This window comes from Limnohabitans sp. YIMB22184 (assembly GCF_048020265.1).
Classification (GTDB): domain Bacteria; phylum Pseudomonadota; class Gammaproteobacteria; order Burkholderiales; family Burkholderiaceae_C; genus Limnohabitans_A.
The window spans coordinates 1,256,189-1,278,565 of record NZ_CP171843.1; the positions used below are offsets into that span (position 1 = coordinate 1,256,189).

The 22,377-nt window shown below is 60.4% G+C and carries 25 protein-coding genes, 1 other RNA gene and 1 riboswitch; of the genes, 20 read left to right on the forward strand and 6 right to left on the reverse strand.

All coding sequences use genetic code 11. The annotated features are described in order from the left end of the window. Positions 1 to 90 precede the first annotated feature (90 nt). A complete protein-coding gene (locus ACHEXL_RS05980) occupies positions 91 to 534 on the reverse strand; it encodes a universal stress protein (protein WP_416561086.1) in 444 nt (147 codons plus the stop codon). A 176-nt stretch (positions 535 to 710) separates the two neighbouring features. Here ACHEXL_RS05980 and ACHEXL_RS05985 point away from each other — a divergent pair, with 176 nt between their 5' ends. The 9 genes from ACHEXL_RS05985 to ACHEXL_RS06025 all read left to right on the forward strand — a co-directional run bounded on the left by ACHEXL_RS05985 (position 711) and on the right by ACHEXL_RS06025 (position 8,599). After that, positions 711 to 3,032, forward strand: a complete 2,322-nt coding sequence (locus ACHEXL_RS05985; protein WP_416561315.1) for a heavy metal translocating P-type ATPase — start codon at positions 711 to 713, stop codon at positions 3,030 to 3,032. A 9-nt stretch (positions 3,033 to 3,041) separates the two neighbouring features. After that, positions 3,042 to 3,179: a cbb3-type cytochrome oxidase assembly protein CcoS gene (ccoS, locus tag ACHEXL_RS05990; RefSeq protein WP_090046617.1), complete on the forward strand. Its 138-nt coding sequence runs from the start codon at positions 3,042 to 3,044 to the stop codon at positions 3,177 to 3,179. Positions 3,180 to 3,249: 70 nt separating this feature from the next. Next, positions 3,250 to 4,689, forward strand: a complete 1,440-nt coding sequence (ccoN, locus tag ACHEXL_RS05995; protein ID WP_416561087.1) for a cytochrome-c oxidase, cbb3-type subunit I — start codon at positions 3,250 to 3,252, stop codon at positions 4,687 to 4,689. Positions 4,690 to 4,702: 13 nt separating this feature from the next. After that, entirely contained in the window at positions 4,703 to 5,329 is a 627-nt protein-coding gene (gene ccoO / locus ACHEXL_RS06000; RefSeq protein WP_416561088.1) for a cytochrome-c oxidase, cbb3-type subunit II, read from the forward strand. Between the two features lie 9 nt (positions 5,330 to 5,338). After that, the gene (locus tag ACHEXL_RS06005; protein WP_108426260.1) at positions 5,339 to 5,479 is read left to right on the forward strand and encodes a cbb3-type cytochrome oxidase subunit 3; all 141 of its coding nucleotides are present in this window, start codon (positions 5,339 to 5,341) and stop codon (positions 5,477 to 5,479) included. 38 nt (positions 5,480 to 5,517) lie between these two features. Further along, the gene (gene ccoP / locus ACHEXL_RS06010) at positions 5,518 to 6,450 is read left to right on the forward strand and encodes a cytochrome-c oxidase, cbb3-type subunit III (protein WP_416561089.1); all 933 of its coding nucleotides are present in this window, start codon (positions 5,518 to 5,520) and stop codon (positions 6,448 to 6,450) included. A gap of 61 nt (positions 6,451 to 6,511) precedes the next feature. Continuing rightward, positions 6,512 to 7,963 (forward strand): cytochrome c oxidase accessory protein CcoG, encoded by a 1,452-nt coding sequence (gene ccoG, locus ACHEXL_RS06015; RefSeq protein WP_416561316.1) that lies wholly within the window; start codon positions 6,512 to 6,514, stop codon positions 7,961 to 7,963. 29 nt (positions 7,964 to 7,992) lie between these two features. Then, a complete protein-coding gene (locus ACHEXL_RS06020) occupies positions 7,993 to 8,277 on the forward strand; it encodes a nitrogen fixation protein FixH (RefSeq protein WP_416561090.1) in 285 nt (94 codons plus the stop codon). Between the two features lie 16 nt (positions 8,278 to 8,293). Continuing rightward, positions 8,294 to 8,599 carry a hypothetical protein gene (locus ACHEXL_RS06025; protein ID WP_291929362.1) on the forward strand — a complete coding sequence of 102 codons (306 nt, stop codon included), beginning with the start codon at positions 8,294 to 8,296 and terminating at the stop codon, positions 8,597 to 8,599. Here ACHEXL_RS06025 and fnr read toward each other — a convergent pair. Continuing rightward, entirely contained in the window at positions 8,577 to 9,296 is a 720-nt protein-coding gene (fnr, locus tag ACHEXL_RS06030; RefSeq protein WP_291929364.1) for a fumarate/nitrate reduction transcriptional regulator Fnr, read from the reverse strand. The two genes, ACHEXL_RS06025 and fnr, sit on opposite strands and share 23 nt — an antisense overlap. 208 nt (positions 9,297 to 9,504) lie before the next feature. Between fnr and hemN the strand changes: the two genes are divergently transcribed. The 3 genes from hemN to ACHEXL_RS06045 all read left to right on the forward strand — a co-directional run bounded on the left by hemN (position 9,505) and on the right by ACHEXL_RS06045 (position 12,489). Beyond that, positions 9,505 to 10,887, forward strand: coding sequence for an oxygen-independent coproporphyrinogen III oxidase (gene hemN, locus ACHEXL_RS06035; RefSeq protein WP_416561091.1), 1,383 nt, complete (start codon positions 9,505 to 9,507; stop codon positions 10,885 to 10,887). Positions 10,888 to 10,969: 82 nt separating this feature from the next. Then, complete coding sequence (locus ACHEXL_RS06040; protein ID WP_416561092.1) at positions 10,970 to 11,647, forward strand: sulfite exporter TauE/SafE family protein; 678 nt, start codon at positions 10,970 to 10,972, stop codon at positions 11,645 to 11,647. Positions 11,648 to 11,745: 98 nt separating this feature from the next. Further along, the gene (locus tag ACHEXL_RS06045) at positions 11,746 to 12,489 is read left to right on the forward strand and encodes an SIMPL domain-containing protein (protein ID WP_416561093.1); all 744 of its coding nucleotides are present in this window, start codon (positions 11,746 to 11,748) and stop codon (positions 12,487 to 12,489) included. A gap of 28 nt (positions 12,490 to 12,517) precedes the next feature. Here ACHEXL_RS06045 and ACHEXL_RS06050 read toward each other — a convergent pair whose 3' ends face one another. The 4 genes from ACHEXL_RS06050 to ACHEXL_RS06060 form a co-directional block, all read right to left on the reverse strand. Beyond that, on the reverse strand, positions 12,518 to 13,333 hold the full coding sequence (locus ACHEXL_RS06050) for a sulfite exporter TauE/SafE family protein (RefSeq protein WP_108426269.1): 816 nt from the start codon (positions 13,331 to 13,333) through the stop codon (positions 12,518 to 12,520). Between the two features lie 25 nt (positions 13,334 to 13,358). Then, a non-coding RNA gene (ssrS, locus tag ACHEXL_RS14195) (6S RNA) lies at positions 13,359 to 13,538 on the reverse strand. Between the two features lie 45 nt (positions 13,539 to 13,583). After that, positions 13,584 to 13,910 carry a cell division protein ZapA gene (locus tag ACHEXL_RS06055; protein WP_416561094.1) on the reverse strand — a complete coding sequence of 109 codons (327 nt, stop codon included), beginning with the start codon at positions 13,908 to 13,910 and terminating at the stop codon, positions 13,584 to 13,586. After that, positions 13,907 to 14,137 carry a DUF904 domain-containing protein gene (locus tag ACHEXL_RS06060; RefSeq protein WP_108426271.1) on the reverse strand — a complete coding sequence of 77 codons (231 nt, stop codon included), beginning with the start codon at positions 14,135 to 14,137 and terminating at the stop codon, positions 13,907 to 13,909. The genes ACHEXL_RS06055 and ACHEXL_RS06060 overlap by 4 nt, the downstream gene beginning before the upstream one ends. 71 nt (positions 14,138 to 14,208) lie before the next feature. Beyond that, positions 14,209 to 14,456, forward strand: a riboswitch (cobalamin riboswitch). Between the two features lie 131 nt (positions 14,457 to 14,587). On the opposite strand from ACHEXL_RS06060, the gene ACHEXL_RS06065 reads away from it, so the two are divergent. The 8 genes from ACHEXL_RS06065 (at position 14,588) to wrbA (ending at position 22,326) form a co-directional block, all read left to right on the forward strand. Further along, complete coding sequence (locus ACHEXL_RS06065; protein WP_416561095.1) at positions 14,588 to 16,393, forward strand: TonB-dependent receptor plug domain-containing protein; 1,806 nt, start codon at positions 14,588 to 14,590, stop codon at positions 16,391 to 16,393. Positions 16,394 to 16,405: 12 nt separating this feature from the next. Further along, on the forward strand, positions 16,406 to 17,209 hold the full coding sequence (locus ACHEXL_RS06070; RefSeq protein ID WP_416561096.1) for an ABC transporter substrate-binding protein: 804 nt from the start codon (positions 16,406 to 16,408) through the stop codon (positions 17,207 to 17,209). A gap of 28 nt (positions 17,210 to 17,237) precedes the next feature. Then, positions 17,238 to 18,077 carry an ABC transporter substrate-binding protein gene (locus ACHEXL_RS06075; protein ID WP_416561097.1) on the forward strand — a complete coding sequence of 280 codons (840 nt, stop codon included), beginning with the start codon at positions 17,238 to 17,240 and terminating at the stop codon, positions 18,075 to 18,077. A 38-nt stretch (positions 18,078 to 18,115) separates the two neighbouring features. Further along, a complete protein-coding gene (locus tag ACHEXL_RS06080) occupies positions 18,116 to 19,078 on the forward strand; it encodes a FecCD family ABC transporter permease (RefSeq protein WP_416561317.1) in 963 nt (320 codons plus the stop codon). Beyond that, the gene (locus tag ACHEXL_RS06085; protein ID WP_416561098.1) at positions 19,075 to 19,839 is read left to right on the forward strand and encodes an ABC transporter ATP-binding protein; all 765 of its coding nucleotides are present in this window, start codon (positions 19,075 to 19,077) and stop codon (positions 19,837 to 19,839) included. The genes ACHEXL_RS06080 and ACHEXL_RS06085 overlap by 4 nt, the downstream gene beginning before the upstream one ends. Positions 19,840 to 19,873: 34 nt before the next feature. Beyond that, on the forward strand, positions 19,874 to 21,337 hold the full coding sequence (locus tag ACHEXL_RS06090; RefSeq protein ID WP_416561318.1) for a cobyric acid synthase: 1,464 nt from the start codon (positions 19,874 to 19,876) through the stop codon (positions 21,335 to 21,337). Between the two features lie 10 nt (positions 21,338 to 21,347). Then, on the forward strand, positions 21,348 to 21,590 hold the full coding sequence (locus ACHEXL_RS06095) for a glutaredoxin family protein (RefSeq protein WP_108426276.1): 243 nt from the start codon (positions 21,348 to 21,350) through the stop codon (positions 21,588 to 21,590). Between the two features lie 133 nt (positions 21,591 to 21,723). Then, the gene (wrbA, locus tag ACHEXL_RS06100; protein ID WP_291929385.1) at positions 21,724 to 22,326 is read left to right on the forward strand and encodes an NAD(P)H:quinone oxidoreductase; all 603 of its coding nucleotides are present in this window, start codon (positions 21,724 to 21,726) and stop codon (positions 22,324 to 22,326) included. Positions 22,327 to 22,377 lie beyond the last annotated feature (51 nt).

Genomic DNA, 22,377 nt, shown 5'->3' on the forward strand with positions numbered 1-22,377 from the left:
TTCATTTTAGGATGAGGGCAGGCGCAAAACCAGTGCGCAACAGAATTCAAGCAGAGAGTCCTCACCGACCCTCGGCTCATCCCGTTTAGTTCATCGCAACACCAGCACAGGAATATGCGAATGCGTCAGCACCTGTTGGGTTTCACTGCCCAGCAGCAGGCGCTTGATGCCTTTGCGCCCGTGCGAGGCCATGACGATCAGGTCGGCTTTGTGCTTTTTGGCTGCGGCAATGATGGCATCGGACACCACATCCGATTTGACGGTGATGGCCTTGGTGCTGACGGACTTGGCCTTGGCCGACTTTTCCACTGCAGCCAATTGCGCTTGCGCGGAATCGGCCCACTGTGCTTCCACTCGGGAAATTTCTTCGGCAGACAAGGGGATGCTGCCTTCGAAGTAAGCCTGCGGGTAACGCGGGACCACCTTGAGTGCGATCAATTCAGCGTCACAGGTGGCCGCCAATTCAATGGCACTGGCCACCGCTTTTTTGGACAAGGTAGAGCCATCGGTGGCTACAAGGATGCGTTTGTACATGAATTGCTCCTGACGTCATGGATGAAAGCAGAGCTTAAAAGAGCAGCAAACACGGCCACTTGATGCACATCAAGCTTTCTGCGTGGCATCTGTCGTATCTTCAAAACATGACCCAAGTCAATGTTTTGCCTGTGCTGCCCCCATCGATTTTGGCGACGGATGAGCCCATTGCGTCAATGGACCTGGGCCGTGCAGCCGCTGATCAGCGTCTAGAACTGCTCGATGTGCCCGAGGAGTGGGCCGCATTCAGTCTGCCCGAAAAAGACGAATCGGGTTGCTGGCGCTCCAGCGTGGTGTTCGAAGGCATGCATTGCGCCGCCTGCGCCATCACCCTGGAAGATGCCTTGCGGGCGGTGCCCGGGGTCCGGTCAGTGCAAATCAGTGGCGCCAGCCACCGGGGGCAAGTGGTTTGGTCGCCCGAACGCATCCGACCTTCGCAGTGGATGCGCTCGGTCGAGCGCCATGGCTACAAGGCCTTGCCCGCCAACGATGCCCATGCGCATGCACAACGACGCGAAGAAGCCCGGCGCATGGTTTGGCGTTGGGCGGTGGCGGCGATGTGCATGATGCAAGTCATGATGTACGCCACCCCGACGTACCTCACGCAACCGGGCGACATCTCTGACGATGCCATGCACTTGCTGCGCTGGGCGTCTTGGGTGCTGTCATTGCCCGTCATGCTGTTTTCGTGTGCCCCATTTTTGCGCAATGCCTGGCGCGATTTGCGTGAACGCCAAATCAGCATGGACTTGCCCGTGGCGCTGGGCATGGTGGTGACATTTGTGGTCAGCACGCTGGGCACTTTCGAGCCCCAGGGCCCCTTCGGGGCCGAGGTCTTTTTTGACTCGTTCACCATGTTCGTTTTCTTTTTGCTCACCGGCCGCTGGCTGGAGTTGCGCATGCGCGACCGCACGGCCGGGGCTTTGGAGGCCGTGCTCAACCGACTGCCCGACAGCGTGCGCAAGCGCCAGGCCGATGGCAGTTGGGCGCTGGTGTCCATTCGCCGCCTGCAGGTCGGTGACGTGATCGAGGTCTTGCCCGGTGAAGCCTTTGCGGGCGACGGCCTGGTGCTGTCCGGCCAGACCCAGGTGGACGAAGCCTTGCTCACGGGCGAGTCGCGGCCGCTGGCACGGCGCGCGGGCGACCGCGTGATTGCAGGCAGCCACAACCTGAGCGGCACCTTGCAGGTCCAGATCGAGCAGGTTGGCGCCGCCACCCGCTATGCGCAAATCGTCTCGCTGATGGAAAGCGCCTCGGTGTCCAAGCCCGCCATGGCGCAGCTGGTCGACCGCTGGGCCAAGCCCTTTTTGGTGGCGGTGATGCTGGCCTCATTGGCTTCGGCCGTTTACTGGTGGCCAAGCGATCCGGCGCATGCGGTGATGGTAGCCGTCGCCGTGCTGATCGTGACCTGTCCTTGCGCTTTGTCTTTGGCCACGCCTGCGGCCATGTTGGCCACGGCCGGGGCACTGGCCCGCAGCGGGGTGCTGGTGCGACGCCTGAGTGCCTTGCAAAACCTGGCCCACATTGACACCGTGATTTTTGACAAAACCGGCACCTTGACACGCGACGCTTTTGAGGTCGTTCGCATCCACACACGCGAAGGCATGAGCGCGGCCCTGGCCCTGGATTGGGCCGCCAGCCTGGCGCGGCATTCCTTGCACCCGGTCTCGCGGGCCTTGTGGTCCGAGGCCCGTCGCCGTGCCGATGCGACAGGCCGTTTGGCCGAACTCGAAGCCATGACCGCGCAAGAGGTGAGCGAGCGGGCAGGGCAGGGCGTGCATGGTGTTTTGACGCTGCAAGGCCAGTCTGCCCAAACTTTGCGTCTGGGCTCGGCGGCGTTTTGTGCGGCACCTGCATTGCCCGGGCACCATTTGCAGGTCAGCCTGGCCGATGCCTCTGGCTGGTTGGCGAGCTTCGAGTTGGCCGAAGAGGTGCGGCCCGAAGCGGCCCGTGTGGTCCGCCAGCTGGCCAGCCTGGGGCTGTCTATCCAGGTGCTGTCTGGCGATGCGCAGACCGCTGTGAGTCAGGTTGCCCAGACCGTGGGCATTGACTCCGCGCACGGCGGCTGCAGCCCCCAACACAAGTTGCAGGCGTTACAGGCCCTGCAGGCCCAGGGCCACAAAGTGGCCATGGTGGGTGACGGCCTGAACGACGGCCCGGTGTTGGCCGGAGCCGATGTGTCCTTTGCGCTGGGCCAGGCCGTGCCGCTGGCCCAGTCCAAATCCGATTTTGTGTTGATGGGCGGCCAACTCGATGTGCTGGTGAGCACTGTGCTGCGCAGCCGCCAGACGATGCACATCGTGCGGCAAAACCTGTGGTGGTCAGCGGCCTACAACGCCGCTTGCGTGCCGCTGGCCCTGATGGGGTGGTTGCCCGCTTGGGCGGCAGGCCTGGGCATGGCGCTCAGTTCCTTGCTGGTCGTGCTCAACGCCTTGCGGCTGGCACAGGCGTTGCCCGAAGTGAGGCCTGCACCCGCACTGATCCTTCAAGCTGCTTGAGGCAAGACCATGGACATCCTGTATTTGCTGATTCCCTTGTCTGTGGCTTTGGTGTTTTTCATCCTGGCCGGTCTGTGGTGGGCGATTGACCGGGGCCAATTTGAAGACATCGAGGCCGAAGGCGAGCGCATTTTGCGTGACGATTGATTTTGATCAAGTGACCTCGGTGTATACCCGGGCAAACTGTGCTGGTAGTTTTTAAAAAGAAGAGGTGAAAATGAAATTTGCCAATATGCAGGCGACGTCTTACAACGACAAGGTTGTCAGGCAATTCGCCATCATGACGGTGGTTTGGGGCGTAGTGGGCATGCTGGTGGGCGTGATCATCGCGGCCCAGCTGACCTGGCCGGAGCTCAATCTGGGCATTTCCTGGCTCAGCTACGGTCGCCTGCGGCCATTGCACACCAACGCGGTGATTTTTGCGTTCGGTGGTTGCGGCTTGTTCGCAGCGGCTTACTACGTGGTGCAGCGCACCTGCAACGTCCGGCTGTTTGGCGAGAAACTCGCGGCTTTCACCTTCTGGGGCTGGCAACTGGTCATCTTGTTGGCCGCCATTTCCCTGCCTTTGGGTTACACCAGCGGCAAGGAATACGCCGAGCTGGAGTGGCCCATCGACATCCTGATCACCCTGGTCTGGGTGGCGTTTGCCGTGGTCTTCTTTGGCACCATCGGCACACGCAAGGTGCGTCACATCTATGTGGCCAACTGGTTCTTTGGTGCTTTCATCATCGCCGTGGCCTTGTTGCACATCGTCAACAGCGCAGCGCTGCCCGTGGGCATGATGAAGTCCTATTCCGCCTACGCGGGTGTGCAGGACGCCATGGTCCAGTGGTGGTATGGCCACAACGCCGTGGGCTTCTTCCTCACGGCCGGCTTCCTGGGCATGATGTATTACTTCATCCCCAAGCAGGCTGAGCGCCCCGTGTACTCGTACCGCCTGTCGATCGTGCACTTCTGGGCCCTGATCTTCACCTACATGTGGGCCGGCCCACACCACCTGCACTACACCGCGCTGCCCGATTGGACCCAATCGGTGGGCATGGTCTTCTCGCTCATCTTGTTGGCCCCCAGCTGGGGCGGCATGATCAACGGCATCATGACCCTGTCGGGCGCCTGGCACAAACTGCGTGACGACCCGATCCTGCGTTTCCTGATCGTGTCCCTGTCTTTCTACGGCATGTCGACCTTCGAAGGCCCGATGATGTCGATCAAGACCGTCAATGCGCTCTCCCACTACACCGACTGGACCGTGGGCCATGTGCACTCGGGTGCCCTGGGTTGGGTGGGTCTGGTGACCATGGGCTCCATGTACTACCTGATTCCCCGCTTGTTCGGTCAAAAGCAGATGTACAGCGTCAAGGCGATTGAAGTGCACTTCTGGACCGCCACCATCGGCATTGTGATCTACATCGCGGCCATGTGGATTGCCGGTGTGATGCAAGGCCTGATGTGGCGCGCTGTCAACGCCGACGGCACCCTGACTTACACCTTCGTCGAGTCGGTCAAAGCCACTTACCCGTTCTATGTCCTGCGTTTGCTGGGTGGTTTGCTCTACCTGACGGGCATGCTCATCATGCTTTGGAACACCTTCAAGACGGTGACTCGAGGACGCTCTGTTGAAGTTCGCATCCCCACTCTCGAACCTGCACACGCCTGAGGAGAAATCAAACATGGCTCAAAACCAAAAATCAGGCGGCTTGTCGCATGAGAAAGTCGAGACCAACAACTTCCTGATGATCGTGCTGATCCTGGTGGTCTTGTTGGTCGGTGGCATGGTCGAAATCCTGCCGCTGTTCTTCCAGAAATCCACCACCGAACCGGTACCGGGCCTCAAGCCCTACACCGCGCTGCAAGTGGCCGGACGCGATGTCTATGTGCGCGAAGGCTGCTACAACTGCCACTCCCAGATGATCCGCCCCTTCCGCGCCGAAACGCTGCGCTATGGCTCTTACTCACTGGCGGGTGAATTCGTCTACGACCGCCCCTTCCAGTGGGGCTCCAAGCGCACCGGTCCTGACCTGGCCCGAGTGGGCGGCCGCTACAGCGACGAATGGCATCGCATCCACCTGACCAACCCGCGTGATCTGGTGCCCGAGTCCAACATGCCCGCCTACCCCTGGCTGGAAAAGACGGCGGCCAATGCCAGCGCCATTCAGGCCCACATGAGCGGTCTGCGCACACTGGGCGCGCCTTACACGGACGAAGAAATCGCCATGGCCCCTGAAGAAGTGAAAGGCAAGACCGAGCTGGACGCCGTCATTGCCTACCTGCAGGTGCTGGGCACCCACCGCAAATAAGGAATGGCCATGGACATCAATACATTGCGATCCATCGTGACTTTGCTCGCCTTTGCTGCCTTCATCGGCATTGTGGTGTGGGCGTGGTCGCGCCGTAACCAGGCCAGTTTTGACGAGGCAGCGCAGCTGCCGTTCCGTCAGGACGACTGAGCTGTCCGCCAGAACTCAAAAAATACCAAGGAATCCCCATGAGTGACTTCATCAGCAATTTCTGGCACTTGTACGTGGCAGGCATCACGCTGGTCAGCATCATCGCCTGCCTGCTTTTGCTGTGGTTCAGCGGCAAGGCCAAGGCCATGACCGCCAACGACAACACCACAGGCCACGTCTGGGACGGCGACCTGCGCGAGATGAACAACCCGCTGCCACGCTGGTGGGTGGGCTTGTTCATCATCACCATCATTTTTGCCTTCGTTTACCTGGCCATGTACCCGGGTGCTGGCAACTTTGCCGGTAAATTTGGATGGTCTTCAGCCGGTCAGTACGAAGCCGAAGTGGCCAAAGGCAATGCCGAAGTGGCCCCTCTGTACGCCAAGTTTGTGGGCATGCCCCCTGAAGAAGTGTCCAAAGACCCGAAAGCCTTGGCCATTGGCGACCGCTTGTTCATGAACAACTGCGCACAATGCCACGGCTCGGATGCACGGGGCAGCAAAGGCTTCCCCAATCTGGCCGATGCCGACTGGCTCTATGGCGGCACACCTGACGCGATCAAGACCACCTTGGTGCAAGGCCGTGCGGGCAACATGCCCCCCATGGCTGCAGCGGTAGGCGGCCCTGAAGATGTGCGCAACGTGGCCCACTACGTGCTCAGCCTGTCGGGTAGCCCGCACGACTCCCTGCGCGCCTCGCTGGGCAAGTCCAAGTTTGGTGTCTGCGCAGCCTGCCACGGCATGGACGGCAAGGGCAACCACGCCCTGGGTGCGCCCAACCTGACCGACGACATCTGGCTGCACGGTTGGGGTGAAAACGCCATCGTGAACATGATCAACAACGGCAAGGTCAACCAGATGCCCGCCCAGGCCCAGAAGCTGACCGAAGGTCAGATCCATGTGCTGGCCTCTTATGTCTGGGGCTTGTCCAACAACGCCCCGGCGAGCACCACGGTCAGCGCCGCGAAATGATGTCCCCCGTGCAGCAGGCCCGTCCTGCTGCACCCTTTGACCCAAGGTCTGCATTTTGTCCATCCCAGATCAGCGTCCCCCCCGCAGCGTGATCCCCATCACCCCCGTACCCACCGACGGTGATGCGGAACTGGTGTCGCTGTACCAGGCGCACCAAAAAATCTACCCACGCAGTGTGCAGGGCGTTTTCGCTCGCTGGCGTTGGTTGATGGTGGTCATCACGCAATTGGTTTTTTATGGCCTGCCTTGGCTGGAATGGGGGCAGCGCCAGGCGGTCTTGTTCGACTTGGGTGCTCGTAGGTTCTACATCTTTGGCCTGGTGCTGTACCCGCAGGACTTCATTTATCTGACGGCTTTGCTGGTCATCTCGGCACTGTCCCTGTTCTTGTTCACGGCAGTGGCAGGGCGTTTATGGTGTGGTTTTGCCTGCCCTCAAACCGTTTACACCGAAATTTTCATCTGGATCGAGCGCCAGTTCGAGGGCGATCGATCTGCCCGCATGCGCCTGGATGCCGCACCGCTGAGCTTCAACAAAGTCTGGCGCAAGACGGGCAAGCAGCTCGCCTGGATCGTGTTCTCGTTGTGGACGGGTTTCACGTTCGTGGGCTACTTCACGCCCATCCGCGAGTTGACGGCATCGATCCTGTCGCTGGGCTTTGGCCCATGGGAAATTTTCTGGATCCTGTTTTACAGCTTTGCCACCTATGGCAACGCGGGCTTCATGCGCGAGCAGGTGTGCAAATACATGTGCCCCTATGCCCGCTTTCAAAGCGCCATGTTCGACAAGGACACGCTCATCGTCACCTACGACGAAGCGCGGGGCGAGCCCCGGGGTGCCCGCTCCAAAAAAGCCGATCCCCAAGCCCTGGGCCTGGGTTCTTGTGTGGACTGCACCTTGTGTGTGCAAGTTTGCCCCACGGGCATCGACATCCGCAAAGGCCTGCAGTACGAATGCATTGGCTGTGGCGCTTGCGTGGACGTGTGTGACAACGTGATGGACAAAGTGGGTTATCCGCGCGGCCTGATCAAGTTTTCCACACAAAACGCGATGGACAAGGGCTGGAACTGGGCGCAAACGGTGCGCCGCATTTTTCGCCCCCGCGTGTTGGTCTACACCGCCGTGTTGTGGGCCATCATCGTCGGTGTCGGGGCATCCCTGTGGCTGCGCCAGCCTTTCAAAGTGGACATCGAACGCGACCGTGCCACTTTGGCCCGCATCGTTGCAGGTGGTCAGATCGAGAACGTGTACCGCCTGCAAATCATGAATGCGGCTGAACACCACTTGAACTTTGAGTTGCAGGTCGATGGCTTGCCTGGCCTTAAGCTGGTGGGGGAGCCAGAGGTGCAAGTGGCCGCCACCGAGTCCCGCTGGGTCTCGGTGCGTTTGCAGCTGCCCTATGATGCGGCCGCTGCGGGCTCGCACCCGATCCATTTCCGCATCGCCTCACGCGCGCCCGATGGCCAAGTGGTGGGACAGTTGAGCGAGAAAACCGTGTTCCTGGTTCCCCGTTGATGGGTGACCTCCTTTTCAGAAAGACACACATGAACAACGCACTGCGCAAGCCCCAAGAGGGTCAACCCTGGTGGCGCTTTGGCCTGGTCTGGATGGTGGTGGGCGGCCCGGCCGTGGTGGTCGTGGCGGGATTGGTCACGTTTTACATTGCCGCCAGCAACCCCGACCCGGTGCTTCAGGTGACGCCGCGCAGCGCCATGCAGGAACGCCAGGGCATCACGCATGCTCCAGCCATGCAAGGCCGCAACCACGCGGCCACGGGCGAATTGCCCTCAGCGGTCCAGGCGCCTGCTGCCGCACCGACTCAACCCTGAGGCGAAGGGAGACACCATGCGGGCTCAACGTTGGATGTGGATTGCCTGGCCTGCCTTTTTGGTGGCCGGACTGATGGAAATGCTGGTGTTCGCCTTCGTCGACCCGCGAGACCTGCACTGGTTCGGGCGCGATCTGGACTTGTCCAGGCAAGCGATTTACACCTTGGCTTTTTTCGCGTTTTGGGGTCTGACCATGCTCTCCAGCGCCCTGACCACGCTGCTGGGCATGTCCCCGTTTGAAGTCAACCGCTGCCCGGTAGCGCCGGGCGATCGCCCGGCAGACTGTGCGCAGGGCGGCGTCAATGGCACGCGTTGTTGTTGACCAGACGCTGCAGGCCTTCGGTGTCCAGAATACGGACATGGCGTTGTTTGACTTCCACCATGCCTTCCTCGACGAATTTGGAGAAAGTGCGGCTGACGGTTTCGAGCTTCAAACCCAGGTAGCTGCCGATTTCCTCGCGCGTCATGCGCAGCACCAGCTCGGACTGGGAAAAGCCACGGGCATGCAGACGTTGCACCAGATTCAGCAAAAAAGCGGCCAGTCGCTCTTCGGCCCGCATGCTGCCCAGCAGCAGCATCACGCCGTGTTCGCGCACGATTTCGCGGCTCATGATTTTGTGCACATGGCTTTGCAGCGCGGTCACCTCGCGTGAAATCTCTTCGATGCGGTCAAACGGCATGACACAGACCTCGGCATCTTCTAGAGCCACCGCATCGCAGGTGTGCTGGTCGTTCACGATGCCATCCAAACCAATGATTTCGCCTGCCATCTGAAAACCCGTGACCTGGTCGCGTCCATCTTCGGTGGCCAGGCAGGTTTTGAAAAATCCTGTGCGGATGGCGTACAGCGAGGTGAACTTCTCGCCGTTGGTGAACAAAGTGGTCCCGCGCTTGACTTTGCGGCGCACCGCCACCAGATCGTCGAGGCGGTTGAGGTCATGCTCGCTCAGGCCCATGGGCATGCACAACTCACGCAGGTTGCAATTGGAGCAGGCGACTTTGATGGCTTGGGGATTCATGGTTGATCTCATGGTTGAGAAATGGATTTGCCTTGGATCAAGTCTTGAGCTTATACCGAAAACGACCCCGAATTTCAGGGTATACCCTGTCTGCGCAGGAAATCCCGGGAAACCGGTAAAGCGTTTGACTTGAGTCAATACAAGCGTGGGGGCAAACAGGCAAAGTCGCACCATTGTTGTGAACACATTCGAATTAAGGGGCAGCCGCATGTCCGTCATCACGCCTGAATTGCTGACACGTTTTGACGTGCCCGGCCCGCGTTACACCTCCTATCCCACAGCGGATCGTTTCGTCGAAGCCTTTGGCGAGGCCGACTATGTGCAAGCCTTGGCGCAGCGTCAATCGGGTACGGTGGGCAAGCAGACACCGCTGTCCTTGTACGTACACATCCCGTTTTGCGAATCGCTTTGTTATTACTGCGCTTGCAACAAAATCATCACCAAGCACAAAGAGCGTTCTGCGGCGTATTTGAAATACCTCGGCAAAGAGGTTGAACTGCACACCCGGCACCTGGGGCGAGGGCAGTCGGTCAGCCAGTTGCACTTGGGTGGCGGCACGCCCACTTTCATGAGCGACGAAGAGCTGCGCCAACTCATGGCCATGCTGCGCGAGCATTTTGAATTCGTGCCGGGCGGTGAATACTCTGTCGAGGTGGACCCGCGCACCGTGGACGACAGTCGGCTGGCCGTGCTGGCCGAATTGGGCTTCAACCGCCTGAGTTTCGGCGTGCAGGACTTTGACCCTGCGGTGCAAAAAGCCGTGCACCGCATACAGCCGTCCGAGCAGGTGTTTCAACTGGTTCAAGCGGCTCGCCGCCTCGGCTTCGAGTCGGTCAACGTCGATCTGATTTACGGCCTGCCTCTGCAAACCCCCGAGTCCTTTGACCGAACACTTGAGCAGGTGAAAAGTCTGCGTCCTGACCGCATTGCGCTGTATGCCTATGCGCACCTGCCTGAACGCTTCAAGCCCCAACGCCGCATCCATGCGCAAGAATTGCCCTCGGGTGCAGCCAAAGTGTCCATGCTGTCGCGCTCGCTCGACGCCTTGACCGATGCGGGTTATGTCTACATTGGCATGGACCACTTCGCCTTGCCCGATGACGCCTTGGCCGTGGCCAAAAGGCAAGGGCGTTTGCACCGCAACTTCCAGGGTTACAGCACGCAAGCCGATTGCGACCTGATTGCCTTGGGCGTCTCCTCCATCGGGCGGATCGGCGCGACTTACAGCCAGAACGCCAAGACCATGGAAGAGTACTGTGACCTGCTCGATCAGGGCCACTTTCCAGTGGTGCGGGGCCTGGCGCTCACGCGCGACGACCTGATTCGCCGCTCGGTCATCATGGCGCTGATGTGCCAGGGCCATTTGCAATACGAGTCCATCAACCTGGCCTGGTTGGTCGATTTCAAAACCCTGTTTGCCAAAGAGCTGAGCCAGCTCGAAGACATGCAGTCGCAAGGCCTGGTGGCGCTGAGTGACTCCGGCATCCAGGTCACCGCCATGGGCTGGTTTTTTGTCCGAGGCGTGGCCATGGTGTTTGACCGTTACGTCCAAGCCGATCGCAACCGCAGCCGCTTTTCCAAAATCATCTGATGCCTTGGGGCTTTGGGCATGGCCCGGCCAAGGGCTGTGCGCATCGCCGACAATGCGACGCAGATCAACCAGCAGGCTGGGCATGCAAAGTTCTCTGGCCATCACGGCCTTGATGATGGGGGTGTTGGGTGGGCCACATTGTGTGGCCATGTGTGGCGCCGCCTGTGCGGGCCTGGGCCGGGCGGCGGGTGAGCGGCGGGCGCAGGCCTTGCTGGCTTTTCAGCTCGGGCGTTTGGCCGGGTATTCACTGCTGGGCGCGGTGGCTGCAGCCAGCGTGCAGGGCCTAGGCTGGTTGACCACGCAGTCGGCCGCCATTCGCCCGGTCTGGACCTTGCTGCACCTCACGGCGCTGGTGCTGGGCTTGCTGCTCATGCTGCAGGCACGACAACCCGTGTGGCTCGATGCCGCCGCTCGCCGCTTGTGGGCGCATGTGCGGGCCTTCAACAGCCGCTGGGGACGCGCCGCGCCCTGGATGGTGGGCGGGCTGTGGGCCTTGATGCCTTGCGGTTTGCTGTATTCGGCTTTGATGGTGGCCGCCTTGACCAGCCAGCCTGTGGAGGGTGCGGCGACCATGGCTTTGTTTGCGCTGGGCAGCAGCCTTAGCCTGTGGGCTGGGCCCTGGTTGTTTTTGCGCATGCAAACACTCGGTGACGGAGCCTGGGGCATGCGTGTGGCTGGTTTGGCGCTGGCAGGCGTCTCGGCCTGGGCTTTGTGGATGGGTTTGGTGCATGACCAAGCCCCCTGGTGCGTTACACCCTGAAACCAAACCGCACCGGACCAGACAGTTCTTTGACCCTGCTGGCCTTCACAATGCGCGTGTTTCTGTCAGTTGTTTTGACCCATTCCCGGAAAGAGCCCATGACTTTGATTTCCAAGCCTTCCATGGCCTTGGCCCTGATGACCACGCTTTTGGGGCCTGTCGCCTTCGCACAAGGCCCAAACCCATCCACCTCTCAGATGCCTCATGCGGGCCATGCTGTCGCGCATCAAGTCCTGCACCTGAGTGCATCGGCACAGACCGAAGTGGCTCAAGACTGGCTGGTCATGAGCTTGTCGGTTCAAAAAGAGGGCTTGCAAGCGCCTGCGGTTCAAAAGCAGCTCAACGCGGTGCTGTCGGCCGCCTTGGCTGTTGCCAGCCCCATGGCCAAGCCCGGCGCACTGGAAGTGAGAACGGGCGAGATGAACGTTTTACCCCGGTATGGGCGAGATGGGAAGATCAATGGCTGGGCAGGGACGGCGCAATTGGTGTTGCAGGGCCGCGATGCCGAGCAGATCGCCACCCTCGCGGCGCGCTTGCCAGAGATGACGGTCTCGCGGATCGAATGGCGGCTGAGTGCAGAGCAAAAGAATGCGGCCGAAACACGCATCCAGGCCGAGGCGGTCGCACGTTTTCAGACCCGAGCCCAAGCCTTGACGCAGCAGTTTGGCTTCAGCGCTTACACCCTCAGGGAAGTGCGCGTGAACGCGCAAGAGGCCAGTGAGGGCAGTGTCATGCCCCGCATGGCCATGGTGCAGATGGACGAGGCACCCGCTGCTGTGCCTACGATGGCAGGCAAGTCGCGCGTGGTGGTGAACCTGACGGGCAGCATCGCCATGCGCTGACAGGGTGGGCCTGAGTTCAGGCCCTGAATCAGGCGGACAGGCCTTTGTAGAGCATGTAAGCGGCCAGAAGATAAAGCACGCTGGCAAAAACGCGCTTGAGTTGCTTGACCGGCAGTTTGTGGGCCGTTGCCGCGCCAATGGGGGCCATGAGCACGCTGCACACGGCGATCACCGCCAAAGCCGGCAACCACAAGTAGCCAAAGCTGTAGGCTGGCAGGTCCTGCACGTTCTGACCGCTGACGATGTAACCGGCCACGTTGGCCAGCGCAATCGGAAAACCCAAAGCTGCGCTGGTGGCCACCGCGTTGTGGATGGCCACATTGCACCAGGCCATGAACGGCACGCTGATGAAGCCCCCGCCTGCACCCACCAGACCCGACAGCAAGCCGATCAGACCGCCTGCGCCCAGCAAACCCTGGAAACCAGGCACTTGGCGAGAAGGGGCGGGTTTTTTGTCCAGAAACATTTGTGTCGCCGAGAAGCCGACAAAAGCCGCAAAAAACAAGGCCAGGTAAGTGCCTTTGGCGAAAGCAAAAATGCCCATGCTGCCGATCAGGCTGCCGATCACAATGCCTGGGGCCAGGCCCTTGACCAGATCCCAGCGCACGGCTTTTTTCTTATGGTGGGCACGCACACTGGAGACGCTGGTGAAGATGATGGTGGCCATGGATGTGGCGATCGCCATCTTGACGGCCAGGTCGGGGCTGACCCCACGCGCACCCAGCAGGTAAGTCAAGAACGGCACCATGATCATGCCGCCGCCAATGCCCAACAGGCCCGCCAAAAAGCCCGTGCACAGGCCCAAAACGGCCAATTCGGCCAACAGCAGAGGTTCGATGATCATGGGGGAATGGAGAGTCTAGAAAGGAAAGGTGTCTGCGAGTGCCACCGGACCGGCATCCTGAACCGGGGTTCAGGTGGGCGAGGGCAGACTGGCGTTGGGTTCATCTGACGCGAGACGATCACGCTCACCAGCCAATGTACCAAGCCCGGGCTCTAAGAGCATTGGTTCAAGGAAATATAAAGCCCGGCATGCACCGCAGACCATGGCATTGTAGGACTTTCAAAAGACCTGCCACAGAACAACGTCTGCATCAGATCAATTGACCGTCTTGCTCCAGAACATGGTCCAGACGCTTGAGCAGCTGCGACAAGCGCTCTTGGGATGCTTCAGGGACATCTGCCACTGCAGCTTGGGTGTTGGTGGTGGGCGAAGGCGTTTCAGATTGCTCGAAGGCCAGATTCAACGCTGCCAGAACGGCGATGCGGTCACGCGCCTTGATCTTGCCGGCATCGCGGATCTTGCACATGGCTTCATCCACTTTGCGCACAGCAGCCAACAAGCGCTCTTCACCCCCCTCGGGGCAACCGAGGATATAACTTTGTCCCATGATCTGGACGTCCAATTGTTTGTTGCTCATGCTGAAGCCTCAGGAGATGCGGGGGTGCTGGATGCGGGCAAACGCTCAATCAGGGCATCCACACGCGCTCTGGCTGCCGCCAGTCGGGATTTGAGCTGGTCACGCTCAAGGGTCAGCGCCTGGACTTGCTGGGCCAATAAAGCGTTGGTGCGTTGAAGCTCTTCGTGGCGCAGCAACAAATGATCCACACGCTCGGCAATTTGATCAATGGTGTCGGAATGGGCCATGGCAGACAAAGAAAAAGAGATTTCGCATTGTAGAGCGTGGGCGATTTTGTAGGCTGGGAGACAGTTTGGCGCATAAAATGACTGCTGTTGGTGCTCGCGATGCCGGTTCACGGCCCGCAGTTCAACGGGAAGCAGGAGGGAAAAGCCAACCCGGCCCACCTAACCTGCGCTGCCCCCGCAACGGTAAGCAGACGGGTTTTCTGTCAAAAGAAAACCCAGCTTTCATCTCAAACCACTGGTCGCCCTGAAACAGGCAACTGGGAAGGTGATGGAAGTCGCTCTGTCAGCCCGGATACCGGCCAACAAGGTGACCTGTCGCAAGACAGGTTGTAAAGCCCATGCACTGTCGGGGAAGGCGGTGAGGGCGTTTGACTTGTTAGTTTTTAAATGAAAAATCGTTCTATTGGTGCGCGCCGTGTTGCGTTTGCACTGTCCGCACCTGCTCTTTCCATGTTGTCCTTCGCCAGCAGTGCTGTGCTGGCTCAAACCACGGCGAGTGAAATTGTGGTCACCGCTAGTCGTACGGAGCAAATCCTTACGGACGTGTTGCCACACATTACTGTCCTGGGCAGAGATGCCATTGAGCAGTCGCAGGTGCTGGACTTGCCCACCTTACTCTCTCGCGAGGCGGGTTTTCAGTTCACCCAAAGTGGTGGTCGGGGGGGGCAGGCCACGGCCTTCTTGCGTGGTGCAGCGTCTCTGCAGGTGCTCGTTTTGGTCGACGGAGTCCCAGTCACCAAACAAGATACAACTGGCGCTGTGAGTCTTGAGCACATCATGCTGGACCAAGTAGACCGAATTGAAATCGTCCGCGGCAACGTCTCGGCTATCCATGGCAGTGGCGCTGTGGGTGGTGTGGTCCAGGTGTTCACACGGCAAGGCCAGGGTCAGCCCACGGTTTACGCCAATGCTGAGCGCGGCTCGCTGGGCACCCATCGCTGGAACGCAGGCACTCATGGCGCGGTTGGGCCATTGGCTTACGCGGTCTCTGTGGGACGCATTCGCACCGATGGCATCAACGCAGCCAACCTGTCGCAAACACTCAACGCCAACCCTGATACCGATGCCTACCGCAACGACAACCATGCATTGAACCTGTCCTACAAACTCAATCCTGATCACAAGCTGGGTCTTCGATCGAGCCACTTCAAGGGCCGCTTCGATTACGACGTACCGGGCAAGTATTCTGAGCCCACCGATGTCCACCAAGGTCGTACCCAGCTCGATAACAATACGCTTTACTGGGCTGGCCGACTGGGACCGCTTTGGACTACACGCTTGAATTATTCGGACGCAAAAGAGCGCAATGACACCAGCACCGTGGGCGGCTACTCGTTCACCACCCAGGCTGAGACCCGTACCCGCATGGTGTCCTGGACACACCAGTGGGACCTGCCGTCTATGGTCTTGTCTGCCGGGTTGGACCAACTGACGCAGGGCATAGACATGAGCACCGATGGCGTGTCTGGTCTGTCGCGTAAACGCAAAGCCAACGCGTTGTATGGTGGCTTGGTCTACAAGCGCGATATGCACAACCTGCAGTTGAATTTGCGTCGCGACGATGTCGAAAGCATGTCGGGCAAAGACTCGGTCTACCTTGGCTATGGCTATGACCTCAATGCCCAATGGAAACTCATTGCCAGCCATGCCACAGCCTTCAACGTGCCGCCATTGGGTTATTTGTTTGACCCATTCAGTGGCAACCCCAATCTCCGTCCTGAAACAGCCAGCACGCAAGAGGTGGGATTGCAATGGGCACAAGGGCCACACCGCTTGCGCTCGACCTGGTTCTCTTCCATGACTAAAGATTTGCTCTTGTATGACATGGATAGCTCTCAGTTCAGTAACGTCAGTCGCGTCAAAAATCAGGGCTTGGAAACCAGTTACAGCGGCCGTTTTCACATGACTGATGTACGCGCCAGCTTGTCTCTTCAAGACCCGGTAAATGAAGCCACAGGCCAGCAATTGGTGCGCCGAGCCAAGACCCAGGCCTCTGTGTCGGTGTCCCGATCTCTTGGTTTGCTAACACTGGGTGGTAGCGTGCGTTACACCAGCTCACGTCCCGACATTGACGGCAAACCTCGCTTGCCTAGCAATACCTTGTTGGATTTGACCGCTCGTTACAGTCTGAGTCAGGAATGGACACTGTATGGCCGTGTGGAAAACGCCACCGACAGCAGCTATCAGACCGCTTACGGTTACAACCAGCTTCCGCGCACCATAACGCTGGGTTTGAGCTGGAAAATGAAACACTGATTCACTAAACCTATGCAAGTTCATCTGCCCCAACGCATCGTCTGTCTCACCGAAGAGACAACGGAGTGGCTCTATTTGTTGGGGCAGGAGCAGCGCATCGTGGGCATCTCGGGCTACACGGTGCGCCCGCGCCGTGCCCGTGAAGAGAAGCCCAAGGTCAGTGCATTCTTGAGCGCCAAGATCGACAAGATCCTGGCGCTCAAGCCCGATTGTGTGTTTGGTTTTTCAGACCTTCAGGCCGACATTGCGTCCTTGTTGATCAAGGCAGGCGTGCAGGTCACGGTGTTCAACCAGCGTAGTGTGAATGAAATTTTCTCGATGCTCTACCAGGTTGCAGCCATGGTGGGGCAGGCCGAGCAGGGCTTGGAGCGTTTGCAGGCCATGCGGGCCGAGCTGGAAACGATTCAGAACAAGGCGGCAGGCTTCAAACGCCGACCCAAAGTGTTTTTTGAAGAATGGGACGAGCCCCATATCAGCGGCATCCGCTGGGTGTCTGAATTGCTGGGCATGGCCGGGGGCGACGATGTGTTCCCCGAGCTGGCGGTGCAGTCGCTGGGCAAGGACCGCATCATCGCCGATCCACAGACCATCATCGACCGCGCCCCCGACATCGTCATCGGCTCCTGGTGCGGCAAGAAGTTCCGCCCTGAAAAAGTCGCAGCCCGACCCGGCTGGCAGCATGTGCCGGCCGTGCGCAACGGGCAGTTGTTTGAAATCAAATCGGCCGACATTTTGCAGCCGGGTCCTGCCGCCTTGACAGATGGCGTGGCCCAGATGCACCGCATCATCAGCCAATGGGTGGACCAATATGCGTGAAGCTCGGTCTTTCTGGTGGATCGGTTTGATGCTTTGCTCCGCCTTGGCACAGGCTGTGACGGTGCGTGACGACCGCCAGCAGGACGTGGTGATCGCCAAGCCGCCTGAGCGGATTGTGAGCCTCTTGCCGTCTCTGACCGAAACCGTTTGTGCGCTGGGCCAATGCCACAAGTTGGTCGGCTTGGACCGTTATTCCAACTGGCCCGAATCGGTGCGCCAGCTGCCGCGCATGGGTGGCGGTCTGGACCCCAGCATGGAAGCGGTGGTGGCGCTACGCCCCGATCTTGTGCTGATGGCCACTTCGGCGCGGGGCGCCGAGCGCTTTCAAGCCCTTGGTTTGACCGTGCTGGTGCTGGAGCCGCGCACCCATGCCGATGCGCAGCGCGTGCTGCACACCGTGGCGCAGGCGCTGGGTGTGCCCAAAGCCCAGAGCGATGCCGTTTGGCGGCAGATCGATGCGGGTGTGGTTGCGGCAGCGCAGTCTTTGCCGTCCCACGCCAAAGGGCAGAAAATTTACGTCGAAGTCAGCCCTGCGCCTTACGGTGCGAGCGAGTCGTCTTTCATTGGCGAGACACTCGCGCGTTTGGGCATGCGCAACATCTTGCCCGCCAGCATGGGGCCTTTCCCCAAAATCAACCCCGAGTTCGTGGTGCGTGCCCAGCCCGATGTGATCATGGCCGGAGACAGCAGTCGCGCCAGCATGGCGCAGCGACCCGGGTGGTCTCAGCTCAAGGCGATCCAGTCGGGCAAGGTCTGCGCCTTTTCATCGGAAGAGTCCGACATGCTGGTGCGTGCGGGTCCGCGCATCGCCGAAGGTGCGCGCCTCATGGTGCAGTGTTTGCTGCGCATGGCGGGGGATAAGCCTTGAGCCATTCCCCCAAGCCCTGGCTGCTGAGTCTGGTGCTGATGGTGCTGGGCGCGGTGGGCATTGCCGTGGGCAGTGCCATGGGCAGCACGGGTTGGGCGCCTTGGTGGTCGGACGTGCAAGACCCGATCACCTCGCAAATCGTGTGGGACATCCGTTTGCCCCGTTCTTTGGGGGCCTGGGCGGGCGGCGCTTTGCTGGGCTTGGCCGGGGCCTTGGCGCAAGGCTTGTTTCGCAACCCCTTGGCCGATCCTTATTTGTTGGGCAGTGCCTCGGGCGCGTCACTGGGCGTGGCCATTTACCTGAGCCTGTTTGGCGGCAGCGTGATGGCCATGGGATGGTGGGTCAAACTGGGCATGACGGGCGCTGCGTTCGTGGGTGCGGTGCTGGCCGTGATGCTGACCTTGCTGCTGGCCCGAGGTGTGCAACACACCTTGCGCTTGTTGCTGGCGGGGGTGGTGGTGGGCGTGGTGCTGGGCGCCATCACCTCGTTTTTGAATTTGTGGCGGCCCGAGGTGTGGCAGGGCATGCAAGGCTTCATGCTGGGCTCCACAGGCTTCATGGCCTGGACCTCGTGTGTGTTGATGTGCGCGGTCTTGCTGTTGTGCGGGGCTTTGGCGGTGGTGATGGCGCGTGTTTTGGATGCCCTCACCTTGGGCGAAAACACCGCATTGAGCCTTGGGGTGCCATTGGCACAAGCCCGCGTGTGGTTGATCACCGTGATCGCTTTGGCCACGGGCACGGCGGTGGCGCAAATGGGGTTGATCGCGTTTGTGGGCTTGGCCGCACCCCATGTGGTGCGGGCGGTGGTGCGTACCACGCACCGCTGGACGGTGGTGTTGGCCGCTTTGACGGGCGGTTGGCTGTTGTTGCTGGCGGACCTGCTGGCCCGCGGCTTGATCGCCCCACAGGAAATGCCGGTGGGTGTGCTCACAGCGGTGCTGGGCGGTGGTTATTTGCTGTGGCGCATGTCCCGCATCTCATCGGTTCGGGGGCTGTCATGATCGCCGCCTTGCAAGCGCTTGATCTGCGTGTTGGCCTCGGTGGGCAGGAGGTGCTGCACGGGGTGAACTTGACCCTGCCCGCTGGCCGCTGGACCAGCATCGTGGGGCCCAACGGCGCTGGCAAATCCACCTTGCTCAAGGCTTTGTCGGGTTTGCTGCCGGCACAAGGCCAGGTGCATTGGTTTGGCCAACCCTTGACCGGTATCGCGCGGCGAGAGCGGGGGCAGCAGCTGTCCTGGTTGGGGCAGGGCGAGGGCGCCAGCGACGACTTGCGGGTGTTTGATGTGGTCATGCTGGGCCGCCTGCCTTTTCAGGACTGGTTGTCGGCGCCCAGTGTGCTGGACCAGCAAATGGTCGAGTCGGCCCTGAAAGCCACCCAGGCCTGGGATTGGCGCGAGCGCACTTTGGGCCAGTTGTCGGGCGGTGAGCGCCAGCGGGTGTTGCTGGCCCGCGCCTTGGCGGTCAATGCGCCCATCATGCTGATGGACGAACCACTGGCCAATCTGGACCCGCCGCACCAGGTGGACTGGCTGGAGCAGGTGCATTGCCTCTTGGCCCAAGGCACCACGGTGGTCAGCGTGCTGCACGAGATCGGCATGGCCTTGCACGCCGACGATGTGGTCGTGATGCAAGCCGGGCGGGTGGTCCACCACGGCGCTTGCGCCGATGAAGCCACTCATCGGGCAATTGAATCGGTGTTCGACCAGCGCATCCGCATTGTGTCGGTGGACGGGCAAAGCGTGGCGTTGCCCCGGGTTTGATGCCATGAACGCACCGCACAAAGCACGTTGCATCATGGTGCTGGGAACCTCCAGTGGTGCGGGCAAAAGCTGGTTGACCACCGCGCTGTGCCGCCATTACGCCCGTCAGGGCCTCAAAGTCGCGCCTTTTAAAGCCCAGAACATGAGCAACAACGCCCGCGTGGTGGCCAGTGCCAGCGGCTTGGGCGAGATCGGCAGCGCGCAATATTTTCAGGCGCTGGCGGCCCAAGCCGAGCTCGATGTGCGCATGAACCCGCTGCTGCTCAAGCCCGAGGCCGACACGCGCAGCCAGGTGGTGTTGCTCGGGCAAGTGCATCCTGAACTGACCGAAACCCCTTGGCGCGAGCGCAGCGAAAAAGTCTGGCCACACATTGCGCAAGCACTGGACGAACTGATCGCCGAAAACGATGTGGTCGTGATCGAAGGCGCGGGCTCGCCCGCCGAGATCAACCTGATGGCCAGCGACATCGTCAACCTGCGCGTGGCACGCCACGCCAACGCCCAATGCCTGTTGGTGACCGACATCGACAAAGGCGGGGCCTTTGCCCACCTGTATGGCACCTGGGCGTTGCTGCCCCCCGAAGACCAGCAACGCATCACAGGCTTTGTGCTCAACAAGTTCCGTGGCGATGTCAGTTTGCTGGCCCCCGCTCCCGAGATGCTGCAGGACTTGACGGGTGTGCCCACCGTCGCCGTCTTGCCCATGTGGTGGCAGCACGGTTTGCCCGAAGAAGATGGCGTGTTTGACGACCGTAGCCGTGCCAATGGGGCTGTCACGAAAACCGTGGCCGTGATCGCATACCCGCGCATCAGCAACCTGGACGAGTTTCAACCGCTCAAAAATGTGCCCGGCGTGCGCTTGCTTTGGGCCCGCAGCCCGGCCGATCTGGCTGGCTTGCACGCCAGTGACTGGGTCATCTTGCCCGGCAGCAAACACACCAGCAGTGACCTGGCCTGGCTGCGCCAGCAAGGGCTGGACGCGGCCATCGCGCAGCATGCGCAGCGTGGTGGTGCGGTGCTGGGCATTTGTGGTGGCTTGCAAATGCTGGGCGAAGCGCTGATCGACACCCATGGCATCGATGGCAACGCACCGGGTCTGGGTCTGCTGCCGCTGGTGACTCAGTTCGCGCCAGACAAGACGGTGACCCAAACCGTGTCACGCTTTGGCCTGCTGGAAGGGGCTTGGGCTGCATTGAGTGGCATCGAGGTCGCAGGCTATGAAATCCACCACGGCCAGACGCAGGGGCACAGCGCCATGCTGGCAGCAGGCACAGTTCTACGTGAAGTCATGCCGGGCTTGGCGTGGCAAAGTGGCAGCGGTCAGGTGTTGGGCACCTATTTGCACGGGCTGTTCGAATGCCCGGCTGTGCTGCAAGCCTTGTTCGGCGCTGGGGTGCCGACGCTCGAAACGGTGTTCGACGGCTTGGCAGATTTCATTGAACAGCACATCGATCCCGCCGTCTTGCAGCGGCTGATTCAAGACCCCACCGCCCGGTAAAATCAGCACCATGGAACTCAAAATCGTCGTCTACTCCAAGTCCGCATGCCCGCAATGCGAGTCCGCCAAAATGCTGCTCAAAACCAAGTCGCTGGCTTTTGAAGAAATCAAGATCGATGGCGAAGCCGAGCGCATGGCGTTTTACGAAAAATGCGGCCCTTCGGTCCGCCAGATGCCCCAGATTTTCATCAACGACCAGCGCGTGGGTGGTCTGGCTGGCTTGCAGGCGGCCTTGGTTCAACTCGGGCGCTGAGACCCCCAAGCCCTGACCTCGACGCCAGCACCCGCTGCGTCAGGGCTGCGAACTGTGTGCTGGCGAACCGTTCATGACGAACGCTTGATCAATGATGGTGCCTTGGCAGGTGCCGTGCATTTCAGGAGTTCTCATGTCCAAAGTTCTGGTTCTTTACTATTCCACTTACGGTCACCTGGAGACCATGGCGCAGGCCGTGGCCGAGGGCGCTCGGTCAACAGGGGCGCATGTTGATCTGAAGCGGGTCGCGGAAACCGTGCCGTTGGCGATTGCCCAAAGCGGTCATTTCAAGCTGGATCAGGCCGCACCCGTGGCCACAGTGGCGGAGCTGGAAAACTACGACGCCATCGTTGTCGGTGCGCCCACACGGTTTGGCCGGATGCCTGCTCAAATGGCCAGCTTTCTGGACCAGGCGGGTGGTCTGTGGGCACGCGGGGCCTTGCATGGCAAGGTGGGCGGCGCCTTCACATCGACGGCCACGCAGCACGGCGGGCAAGAGGTGACCCTGTTTTCCATCATCACCAACCTGATGCACTTTGGCATGGTCATCGTGGGCTTGCCCTACAGCCACCAAGGACAAATGAGTCTGGACGAAATTGTGGGTGGCACGCCCTATGGGGCCACGACCATTGCTGGCGGCAAGGGAGAACGTCAACCCAGCAAGATCGAGCTGGAGGGTGCGCGCCATCAAGGCATGCTGATTGCGCAAACAGCCAACAAGATTTTTGGCACCTGAGAGTCATCGACTTCTCAAGACCTGTGTGATGCATTCCGGCATGAAATAGAG

What these genes read in the sequence shown, in the direction of transcription:
- ACHEXL_RS06020 (WP_416561090.1), top strand. Translation starts at nt 7,993, where the DNA reads ATGAACAACGCACTGCGCAAGCCCCAAGAGGGTCAACCCTGGTGGCGC.
- ACHEXL_RS06040 (WP_416561092.1), top strand. Translation starts at nt 10,970, where the DNA reads ATGCAAAGTTCTCTGGCCATCACGGCCTTGATGATGGGGGTGTTGGGT.
- wrbA (WP_291929385.1), top strand. Translation starts at nt 21,724, where the DNA reads ATGTCCAAAGTTCTGGTTCTTTACTATTCCACTTACGGTCACCTGGAG.
- ACHEXL_RS06070 (WP_416561096.1), top strand. Translation starts at nt 16,406, where the DNA reads ATGCAAGTTCATCTGCCCCAACGCATCGTCTGTCTCACCGAAGAGACA.
- ccoO (WP_416561088.1), top strand. Translation starts at nt 4,703, where the DNA reads ATGGCTCAAAACCAAAAATCAGGCGGCTTGTCGCATGAGAAAGTCGAG.
- ACHEXL_RS06065 (WP_416561095.1), top strand. Translation starts at nt 14,588, where the DNA reads ATGTTGTCCTTCGCCAGCAGTGCTGTGCTGGCTCAAACCACGGCGAGT.
- hemN (WP_416561091.1), top strand. Translation starts at nt 9,505, where the DNA reads ATGTCCGTCATCACGCCTGAATTGCTGACACGTTTTGACGTGCCCGGC.
- fnr (WP_291929364.1), bottom strand. Translation starts at nt 9,296, where the DNA reads ATGAATCCCCAAGCCATCAAAGTCGCCTGCTCCAATTGCAACCTGCGT.
- ACHEXL_RS06055 (WP_416561094.1), bottom strand. Translation starts at nt 13,910, where the DNA reads ATGAGCAACAAACAATTGGACGTCCAGATCATGGGACAAAGTTATATC.
- ACHEXL_RS06045 (WP_416561093.1), top strand. Translation starts at nt 11,746, where the DNA reads ATGACTTTGATTTCCAAGCCTTCCATGGCCTTGGCCCTGATGACCACG.
- ACHEXL_RS06005 (WP_108426260.1), top strand. Translation starts at nt 5,339, where the DNA reads ATGGACATCAATACATTGCGATCCATCGTGACTTTGCTCGCCTTTGCT.
- ACHEXL_RS06060 (WP_108426271.1), bottom strand. Translation starts at nt 14,137, where the DNA reads ATGGCCCATTCCGACACCATTGATCAAATTGCCGAGCGTGTGGATCAT.
- ACHEXL_RS06085 (WP_416561098.1), top strand. Translation starts at nt 19,075, where the DNA reads ATGATCGCCGCCTTGCAAGCGCTTGATCTGCGTGTTGGCCTCGGTGGG.
- ccoN (WP_416561087.1), top strand. Translation starts at nt 3,250, where the DNA reads ATGAAATTTGCCAATATGCAGGCGACGTCTTACAACGACAAGGTTGTC.
- ACHEXL_RS06050 (WP_108426269.1), bottom strand. Translation starts at nt 13,333, where the DNA reads ATGATCATCGAACCTCTGCTGTTGGCCGAATTGGCCGTTTTGGGCCTG.
- ccoP (WP_416561089.1), top strand. Translation starts at nt 5,518, where the DNA reads ATGAGTGACTTCATCAGCAATTTCTGGCACTTGTACGTGGCAGGCATC.
- ACHEXL_RS06025 (WP_291929362.1), top strand. Translation starts at nt 8,294, where the DNA reads ATGCGGGCTCAACGTTGGATGTGGATTGCCTGGCCTGCCTTTTTGGTG.
- ACHEXL_RS05985 (WP_416561315.1), top strand. Translation starts at nt 711, where the DNA reads ATGGACCTGGGCCGTGCAGCCGCTGATCAGCGTCTAGAACTGCTCGAT.
- ACHEXL_RS05980 (WP_416561086.1), bottom strand. Translation starts at nt 534, where the DNA reads ATGTACAAACGCATCCTTGTAGCCACCGATGGCTCTACCTTGTCCAAA.
- ACHEXL_RS06075 (WP_416561097.1), top strand. Translation starts at nt 17,238, where the DNA reads ATGCTTTGCTCCGCCTTGGCACAGGCTGTGACGGTGCGTGACGACCGC.
- ACHEXL_RS06095 (WP_108426276.1), top strand. Translation starts at nt 21,348, where the DNA reads ATGGAACTCAAAATCGTCGTCTACTCCAAGTCCGCATGCCCGCAATGC.
- ACHEXL_RS06090 (WP_416561318.1), top strand. Translation starts at nt 19,874, where the DNA reads ATGGTGCTGGGAACCTCCAGTGGTGCGGGCAAAAGCTGGTTGACCACC.
- ccoS (WP_090046617.1), top strand. Translation starts at nt 3,042, where the DNA reads ATGGACATCCTGTATTTGCTGATTCCCTTGTCTGTGGCTTTGGTGTTT.
- ACHEXL_RS06080 (WP_416561317.1), top strand. Translation starts at nt 18,116, where the DNA reads ATGGTGCTGGGCGCGGTGGGCATTGCCGTGGGCAGTGCCATGGGCAGC.